7 protein-coding genes are annotated in these 8899 nt (G+C 43.9%); all 7 read right to left on the bottom strand.

Annotated features, from left to right (window positions below; genetic code table 11):
- Window positions 1–117: 117 nt before the first annotated feature.
- A complete protein-coding gene (locus tag H7T88_RS12945; protein WP_154889033.1) occupies window positions 118–465 on the bottom strand; it encodes a DUF4260 domain-containing protein in 348 nt (115 codons plus the stop codon).
- The gene (locus H7T88_RS12940) at window positions 462–1121 is read right to left on the bottom strand and encodes a TetR/AcrR family transcriptional regulator (RefSeq protein ID WP_221788785.1); all 660 of its coding nucleotides are present in this window, start codon (window positions 1119–1121) and stop codon (window positions 462–464) included. The genes H7T88_RS12945 and H7T88_RS12940 overlap by 4 nt, the downstream gene beginning before the upstream one ends.
- A gap of 300 nt (window positions 1122–1421) precedes the next feature.
- A complete protein-coding gene (locus H7T88_RS12935) occupies window positions 1422–1853 on the bottom strand; it encodes a DUF3237 family protein (protein ID WP_312027618.1) in 432 nt (143 codons plus the stop codon).
- Window positions 1854–2077: 224 nt separating this feature from the next.
- On the bottom strand, window positions 2078–3052 hold the full coding sequence (locus H7T88_RS12930; RefSeq protein ID WP_221788783.1) for a sensor domain-containing diguanylate cyclase: 975 nt from the start codon (window positions 3050–3052) through the stop codon (window positions 2078–2080).
- 2 nt (window positions 3053–3054) lie between these two features.
- Entirely contained in the window at window positions 3055–3681 is a 627-nt protein-coding gene (locus H7T88_RS12925) for a chemotaxis protein CheC (RefSeq protein WP_090915994.1), read from the bottom strand.
- Entirely contained in the window at window positions 3671–4045 is a 375-nt protein-coding gene (locus H7T88_RS12920; RefSeq protein WP_090915992.1) for a response regulator transcription factor, read from the bottom strand. The genes H7T88_RS12925 and H7T88_RS12920 overlap by 11 nt, the downstream gene beginning before the upstream one ends.
- A 356-nt stretch (window positions 4046–4401) precedes the next feature.
- On the bottom strand, window positions 4402–8877 hold the full coding sequence (locus tag H7T88_RS12915; RefSeq protein WP_221788781.1) for a carbohydrate binding domain-containing protein: 4476 nt from the start codon (window positions 8875–8877) through the stop codon (window positions 4402–4404).
- Window positions 8878–8899: the final 22 nt, after the last annotated feature.

Genomic DNA, 8899 nt, shown 5'->3' with positions numbered 1-8899 from the left:
TTTAAGTGTCCATCTTATAGGGTACATTTTAAACATCTCGATGATGTGAGAGAGATCCTTTTTCGGGTGTCTATTTTTAAAGTAAAAATACTAATCTATCATAGATACCCTATTAGATTATACACGCTGGAGATGGGTATCCTTAAACTCCGTTTCATATTTCAAACCAAAACCAAACATGCGATCCATACCAATGTGAGCGATCCAGATGAAGCTGATCAACGTCAGTACTTCCATTTTCAACACGTACCCCGCTGCCAAAAATACCATAGGAATAATGTACGTATGTCCCACATTGTAGATTAGTGCGCCCAGTTTATTGTTAGCTACGTAGCCAATCATGAACACATCCGGGACGAGAAGCAACAGCAGGAAGAGCCACCAGGAATAATCATTGTAAAAGTAAATCGTTGTCGCTGCTGCGAGCACCAGCAAACCCTCTAATCGAATCCATAATCTAGTCATTTGGTTTGATCTCCTTTGTTTAAATGTAATTTATTTTGATTTTTATGTTCTCCATTGGGAGATTTCATTCCACTCAGCATCCACCCAATGCCCCGGGATACCTGTTCATGTGAGAGCGGCTGGGCTGACAGCAATACAGGCGATTGTAGCGTTAATCCGTCGAACACAGCTTGAATTAAGACTGCGAAGGTTTCTTTTTCACCTTCGTCCAGAGGCAGATCCAACCGATCAATGATTAATCGAATACCCGATTTCATCTCTTGATAGAGCTTTACTAACTCGTGCGCGAGTTTCTCATTACTGACACTTTCCGTCCAGAGACTGATTAACAGTGTAAACCACTCCGGGTTTGTTTTACGAAATTCAACGACGTGTTGTAACGCTTGCTGGAGCAATGCTGCAGGTTGTGCTGACATATCCAATTGTTGCAGGGCTTCCTTCATCCCCCGGTTAATCATCCATTCCCGCACAACCTCCACCAGAAGTGTTTCTTTCGTAGTAAAATGGTAGCCGATCAGTCCTTGTGCCACGCCAGCTTTGGCTGCAATTTCTTTCATGGTAGCTTTTGTATAGCCCACCTGACCGAACAATGTAAAGGCCGCTTGTAAAATGGCGTTTCTGCGCTCATCTTGATTTTCGGATTGTTGCTTAGACATTTAATTTCAACTCCAATACTGTTTGGTTGAACAGTCAATTTATGTCCTTATCTTAAAACTGTTTGGTCGAACAGTCAACATGTTTTTGACATTTCAAATTGTATGTTGATTATGCTGATTCGAAGAATATTGAAACGATGAGAAAAACAAACTTTATTAACATGGGTTACTTCCGTGAATACATGCTGTTAAACATGAAGAAAGCGTTGTTTGCCATAACAACGCTTTCGAGATATAAAGTGTCTCAACCAATTTTGCAAGATGTGTTCACGCACCGCCGTTCCCTTCAGCGACTTAAACTTATGACTTCACCTTGAAAATCTTAATATCTACACCGCCCTCTGCCGGATAACCCTCACCAATAAGCGCATCCACGTTCAAATATGATAACGCCTGACTGTTGGTTATAATTCGAGGTGAGGTGCGAAACAGCATGTCACCCTTTACTTCTCCGATATACCCATTATTTTCGATGTACATCTCACAAGCTTGCCCCGTATAATCTTGTCCCTGTAACATATATCTGGCTGACAAGCTGTGACGTCCTCCCGCTTTTCCAATAATTTGTGTATCCACGCCTCCCTCACGAACGAAGCCTTCGAAACAGGTTCCGGTGACATGTCCTGTAAACATAATCATCACTACTGAGTCTCCCTCTGCGCTCTTTAGCTCAATTGAATTTTCAATCTTAACGTGCACAGTAAACAACTCTTCCATCTCTAGCTTCGTCACCAATCATTGTCATCCTCTCTTGTCTGTTATTTCGTGATTCTACCCATGTATTGACCCTACCTTTCTTCACTTCGTCAGTTACTTAAGGACTCCTGCTAACAAGCGAGCTAATGAACAGCTTCTCTATGAAGCCTAACAAAAAAAGTTGCCAGAATAGCAACTTTGAGAGGTTGATCATATATTTTATAAGGATTGGAAGCAGACGCTTATAAAAGAACAATATATTACCAGACTTGATCCAGCTCAGGATGAAAGAAGGCATAACCACACTTTCCATTTTTCTTGATTCTGTACATGGCCATATCCGCAAGTTTGAGAAGTTCCGTTGCATCTTGTCCATGCTTTGGAAACAGACTGATGCCAATACTGGCAGACAGATGGATCTCAATGGCATTAACATGAATCGGGGCTTCAAACGCAGCAGTCAAGTTCCTGGCAACGATCTCCGCATCATCATCTTCCTTAAGCTGGTTCAAGATAATGCTGAATTCGTCACCTCCCAGTCTTGCTACGCAATCCGTACTACGAATATTGCCCTTCAATCGACGGGAAACTTCCATTAACACCTGATCACCTATATCATGACCATAGGTATCATTAATCTGTTTGAACCCGTCCGTATCGATATACATTACTGCAAACCGCGACTCACTTCTTAGCGCATTGCTGACAGCCCATGCAAGACGATCTTTAAAGGCTAAACGATTAGGAAGACCTGTCAAGGAATCATGCAATGAAAGATGTTTGCTGATTTTCTCGGAAACTTTGATCTTGGTATACTCCGTATCCAGTTCCTTAATCAGGTTTTTGAGTTTGTACACGCGAGTGCTCGTATTGGTTGTGTCGCTAATCTGCAGCAGTGCATAACTGTGATCATTTTCATAAAGGGGTTCAACATGCAGATTCTGTCTGTAAAAACTCTCATCTCCTCCATCCTTCGGAAGGACAAAAGATTTATGTAAAGCGCTGGAGCAGAATCTGCTCTGCCCGTGATACAGCGCATTTTGTATGATGTTCATGTACATATTAGCCTTGAATCTGGGGCAAATCTCGAGCAGGTTTTTACCCAGCACGTCTGCAGCGAGCATACCTGTTAAACGTTCCAACCAGCCGTTCCACACGAGAATTTTCAATTGTTTGTCGACAATCATAATGCCCATTTTGGTTTTGTTCAGCGCCTGTACAATGAGATTATCCATGGTTATCCTCCCAGTAGAGCATTTATCTTATCCAGCAGACTGGAGATGGAATCCATGCTCAATGCAATAACGATAATTCCTTTTATATCTGTATCCGCAAGTAAAAAGGAGGTATGCAACACCAATATGTACACTTCATTCTGAAGCAAAATTTGCGGGTCAGTTCGTGTAACATGAAGCAGCTCAATATCAGGCAGTACATACTCCAGCTTTATTTCGAGAAAATTTCCGAATTCGCCAATAATGGCATTGAGCAGCACATTGCTGATTTCCTGCAACACATCGAGATCCGTATCCATTAATAGACAATCGTTTGCATCCACGTTCTCTGTCAATTCTCCGAGACACATATTCGCTAACACTTTTGCCTGCTCGGCAGGAAACATCAGGAAAGCTTTGCCTTGGAACTGATACCCGAACTGCAACGATGACCGAAAGAGATGGCCTTCCGCAAATAAAATGTTGTACCTACGATCCTCGGGGTCTACTTCTTTAATGGAGATTAGATCAACCTCGGGGATATTGAGTACAATATGTTTGTCTACAATTTCCGATAACATATTAGCAGCTTGTCCGACGTAAACATTGACAAGTTCAGTAAGCAGATCTTTTTGTAGCTCATTCAGCATAACGTGCCACCTGAATCATTTGGAGCAATGTACCTGCTCTTTCTGCAGTTAAAGGTTTATTCAGGAATCCTGAAATGCCCAGCTCCTCCACTTCCTCACGGGTAGCCTTCTGAATATCGGCAGACAAAATAATAATTTTGACATTCTGATCATTCTCTCGAATCAAACGCAACATATCCTGACCATTCAGTCCTGGCATCAAAAGATCTGTTGTTATCAAATCAGGTTTGTAATCTTGATAAAGTTGGTAACCGTCTTCTCCGTTGGTGGCCGTTCGAATTTCGCAATCCGGAATATGATCGCTAATCAACTTGCTCATCAATTTCTGCACAAAAATCGAGTCTTCCACAATTAATACTTTCATGATTCTACTCAGTCTCCTTGATAAAGTTTTAAGGGCGCAAAGATATCAGGCGCTGTAGACAGTTTCTTGAGAAGGAGCTTCGCGCACAGGTGGAACCCCTTAAAAGTGACTGACGAATGAATTAGGCAAAACAATATAAATTATAGTTACTAGAAAAATAGATTGTCAACAATATTTAAAAATAAATTAAAACGTATTCATTTGTCAATGGAAGGGAATTTCCAAGGATTCACAAAGCAAAAAGGACGAGCAGATAATCTCCGCTTCGTCACTTCTTGGACTATATGCTTGATAATTGTCTTACATTTGGGAACATCTCCATTAATCATCGTTCCTTTACATCTTATAATAACGTTTTATTGTGTCTTCCCCATATTAACCAGCTGAACATCCGATAGTGTAATCGTGGTATCGGCTTGCTCAGTACCGTCGATCTTACCCATGTCAAACACAATCCGGCTGTTCGCATAACTCGCCTCTGTCGCCTGGAACGTAAATGTGAACTCTTGTTCTTCAGTGGTCAAATCCATTCGATCACCGTAGAATCCAGTCCATTTATAGTTTGCATCAACATCTACCCATCCAATCCCAACACCCAGCTTGCGTGCTTTATCCGCTTTTGCTTTGAATGTCAGTTTATATGTGTATCCTTGCTGCATGGCAAAGCCTTCCTGAATCAACTGCCGGTCCCATGGATTCTCCCCAACTTGCCCAATCCGAGCCTGCAACTTCTGATTGTCAGCGCTAAGCATCAAGTCTTCCGGCTTATTGCTGGCCGCATACGGGAACCAGCCGTTCGTTCCTTGCGTAAAGTCACCATTTTTGATGAGATTGACATGTACAGGTTGCCCACCCTCGTCTGCGCCGGGGTTGACCTCGAACAGCATTACATTTTGAATGGATACCACATGTTCGGCTGCCGGCTCCAGTGAATTACCCAGGCCGAAGTTTAATAAACCCGCCTCATCCGCAGTATCTCCCATCGTAAAGGTATAGGCATATGGCTGTTTCGTTGTGGCCAGTTCAGCTGCCTGCTCCAAATACTTCACATCATCACTTCCCGTTTGTGACACAACCACTTGCATTGGTTTCGGTACTGTAGCCGAAGCATCAAAGCTTAGACGATACGTTTTCCCTGCTTCAAGCGCTAGCTGTCCTTGCTGTAATATAGCATCCCACCAATTCTGGGTTGTACCAGGTACAGTTAAGCTAATGCCTTGGTCGTTACTATATGTCGCCGTAGTGACACTAGCAGGTACCATCCAATCCGATGTTGCTGTACTCAACTCGCCATTCTTTACTATACTACGAGAGATGTCCAGCCAGCGTGTGTTGTACTCGTTTCCTTCAAAATTCACGTAATACGTTGTTCCTGCTTTCAAAGATACCGACGGAAAATATACCGTTTTATATGTTTGCCAGCCGCCAGTATCTCCTAACGTAAGATTAGAACTTGCAACGGTATAGCCTTCTTCATCTTTGACTGTAAAACGTACCTTTGCATCAGCTTTTGCACTTGCCATCCGTGTGGAGAAGGCATATGCACCTTCATTCGCTGCAGTAATTTTGAATTGAAGTAGATCCCCTTCATCCATATAGCTAACATGCTCGCCGCCTTCATCGGAATTCTCAAGCTGTAATCCCTGCATCACGTAAGCATCTGCGGCAGGAATATGAGTATAATTCTGAATCGCTACCGGTTTACCACGTTTCGTCAGCCGCACATTATCTACATAAAGCTTGCCAGTAGCCCCGCCAAATAAAAGCTTTAATGTAGATGTTGCTGTAGCTTCACCTTCTCCGATCACAATTTCACCAGTGTATGTTTTCATATCAGACCCAATCTGAATCTGCTGGCCTTGATTAACTTGCACGTTATGGCCCTCCTCGGTAGATAAACCGATATCCATAACGCCTGTCGTATCTGCCTTGGCATCAAACGAGAACCCGTAGGTCGTGTTACCTTCTAACTTCATACCGGGCTGAACAACAGCTACCTGCTCAGGTTGACCATTTGTTTTCTTCACATCGACAACGAGTTGTCTCTCCATGATCGGGAATTTCAAGAAGTTATTGACGGATACCTGTGCTTCAGCATCGGACTGAATTTCAGTGTTCCAGAAGCCGAGCCGTTGTTTCCCTTGATCAAATGTACCATTGAATACGTAATTGCCATCCGGGAGTGCTTTTCGTTCCACTGGGAGTGGGTCAGCCTCCCCAATCTCTGTCAGTCTCACGTTGGTTACCGATACTTCGCCTTCGTTTAATCCCAGATTAAATTCGAAGCGTGCATTGTTGTCGGAACCATTACGCATGTTGAATTCGTATTCATACGGCTGCCAATCCGTTGTGACTGAAAATGCTATTTCTTCAGAGTAATTCGTCCAGCTTTTCTCAAACTGAGTTACTTTGGAGCGGATAATCCGGTTTGCAGAAGCTTTTGCATCAAACTGAACTTTATATTTTTTGTCTTTCTTGATATACATCGGCATTTGAGTTAACTGAACCGAATACGTTTCCGTTCCTGCTTTGGCGATTGTTACTTTGGCAACTTTGTCTTTCATCGGATCATCGACAACTTCAACCTTGCCCTCTCCGCCAGCATTTGTAATGAACTTCCAGTCCGCAGGAACACCATTTGCATCTGCACCTTTGGTGAAGCGTTCATTGTAAATCTGGTTACCGTCCGCTTGCGGTGCGCGCTGTTTCTCAGGCTCAATCGGACTGGAAGTCACGTCAGGCCATTGATCCATATTTTTATATGAATACACGCGTACAAAATCCACATTCATCTTCTCGGAAACAAAATCATTCTCCGGTGATCCCGGCCAGTCTCCGCCAACCGCAAGGTTGAGAATGAGATAGAACGGGCGATCAAACGGTGCAGGGAACGTGTAGCTTTCCGGCTGTCCAGCCGCTGTTGTCTGCCAGTTGTTAATCTGATGATGCAGTTTGCCATCTACATAGAACCGGATCATACCAGGTAACCATTCCACCTGAAAATCATGATATTCATCAGCAAATGATTCACCTTGTGGCAATGTAAATTTGCCCTGATCATGTCCGTGAGAGCCGTCTGGTTTCTTTGAATCGTAATGGATCGTGCTGTAGATTTCATGATCTTTGTTTTGGCCGCCAATCAGCTCCATTATGTCAATCTCACCGGAAGCAGGCCATCCACCATAATGCGCTTCATCCGTAGGCATCATCCAGATTGCTGGCCACATGCCTTGCTGGATAGGAAGCTTCGCTCTCACAACCACTTTTCCATACGTCCAGTCGCCCTTCTCTTTCGTAATCAGTTTGCCGGATGTATAATTTTTACTGCCCTTCTGCTCCCGCTTTGCTTCAATCTGCAACACATTGCGGTTGCCATCCTTCACAATACGTGTGTTATTCGGGCTGTAATATTGCAACTCATTGTTGTACACAAGCTCCGTATCCTGAACGGTCCATTTGGATGCATCCACGGAAGGCGCATTGAATTCATCATTCCAGACCATTTCCCACTGCTCATCCGGAATCGTTGTTGCCGGAATTGGTTTTTCACCTGAAGGAGTGCCCGGAACGGATGGTGTCGTTCCTCCTGAATTGGAAGATCCGCCCCCGCCTGAGCTAGAACTACTGCCACCGTTAGAAGTACCTGGTGTAGCAGTGTTTGGTTGCTCGGACTGTCCTGTCCCAGACGTAATGTTATCCTTATATTGCCCTGGTGCAACCGCTTTCCCATTTAGCAATACGTTGGTGGCATCTACGTCCAACAGTTTGATTTTACCTTTGCTGTCAATCATCGTATTACGGGCTTTACTATTTACCTTTAAAGTATTAATTGTACTCTCGGCAGACAATTCAACTGTAGCCTTGCGTTCGACAAATAGCTCTTCAACCTGTGTTGTCCCTCTGATCTTCACATGTACTGGACTCCCGTTTTTGTCGACCACAACTCGATTCAATTTGGAGTTATGAATATCGATCGAGTGGCTTCCTCCGCCCTTCACGATTACACTTCCAGTGACCGTTACTCCGTCGAGCATCACTGTACCTTCTCCAATGGCTTCAGTAAGTAACAAGTTTCCGTTAACTGTTATATTTTTCAGCGTCACATCTGTTGAGCGGACAATCAGATTTCCGTCTACATTGGATTCATAGGTGCCGGGTTTGCTATGAATATCTGCTATCAAAGTAGACATCATCGTAGCAGCTTCCGCTCTCGTAATGTTGGATTCAGGTGTTAGATTTCCATTGAATCCGTTTACAATTTTATTATTTACGAAGTAGTTCATCGCATTTCTTGCGTATTCAGCTACATCTTTTTCGTCTTTAAATGTAGAATCAAGCGCTTTATTCTCACTGCCTGTCGATAACTGAAACGCACGATCTGCCATCACGACAGCATCCTGCCGGGTAATCGGAAGCTGGGGAGACAGATGTGATGCATCGGTTCCCTGAATAATGCCTGATCCGCTTGCCCGTGTGACTGCATCATAATACCAGTCTTTTTCACTAACATCTGTGTATGACGCCGCTCCTGAGCCTCCCGCGAATCCGAACACCCGATCAAGCATCACAACAAATTCGGCACGGCTGATACGTTCACTCGGTCTGAATGTGCCATCCGCATAACCTTTAGTTAGCGCCATAACCTGCATACGCATCACAGCATTTTCAGCCCAATGTCCCTGCAAATCTTTGTACGGCGCCCGAAGCAGGCCTGATGCCTGCCCCTGCTCCGTTACCGTTTGTTGCTTCATCTGTTCTGCCCCGACTACTGCCGGAGCTGTTAGTGAAACCATCATGCTTCCTGCTACGAGACAAGCCAACCCTTTTTTCACTCATATTCCTCCCTAGAATGTG

The organism is Paenibacillus cucumis (ex Kampfer et al. 2016) (assembly GCF_019748695.1).
GTDB classification, from domain to species: Bacteria; Bacillota; Bacilli; order Paenibacillales; family Paenibacillaceae; genus Paenibacillus; species Paenibacillus polysaccharolyticus.
Note: the sequence above shows the minus strand (reverse complement) of the source record. Positions and strands in the feature narration are given on the sequence as shown.

Bases quoted from the DNA above. Each gene is read 5' to 3' on its own strand.
- H7T88_RS12945 (WP_154889033.1), bottom strand. From the start codon at position 465: ATGACTAGATTATGGATTCGATTAGAGGGTTTGCTGGTGCTCGCAGCA.
- H7T88_RS12940 (WP_221788785.1), bottom strand. From the start codon at position 1,121: ATGTCTAAGCAACAATCCGAAAATCAAGATGAGCGCAGAAACGCCATT.
- H7T88_RS12930 (WP_221788783.1), bottom strand. From the start codon at position 3,052: ATGGATAATCTCATTGTACAGGCGCTGAACAAAACCAAAATGGGCATT.
- H7T88_RS12925 (WP_090915994.1), bottom strand. From the start codon at position 3,681: ATGCTGAATGAGCTACAAAAAGATCTGCTTACTGAACTTGTCAATGTT.
- H7T88_RS12920 (WP_090915992.1), bottom strand. From the start codon at position 4,045: ATGAAAGTATTAATTGTGGAAGACTCGATTTTTGTGCAGAAATTGATG.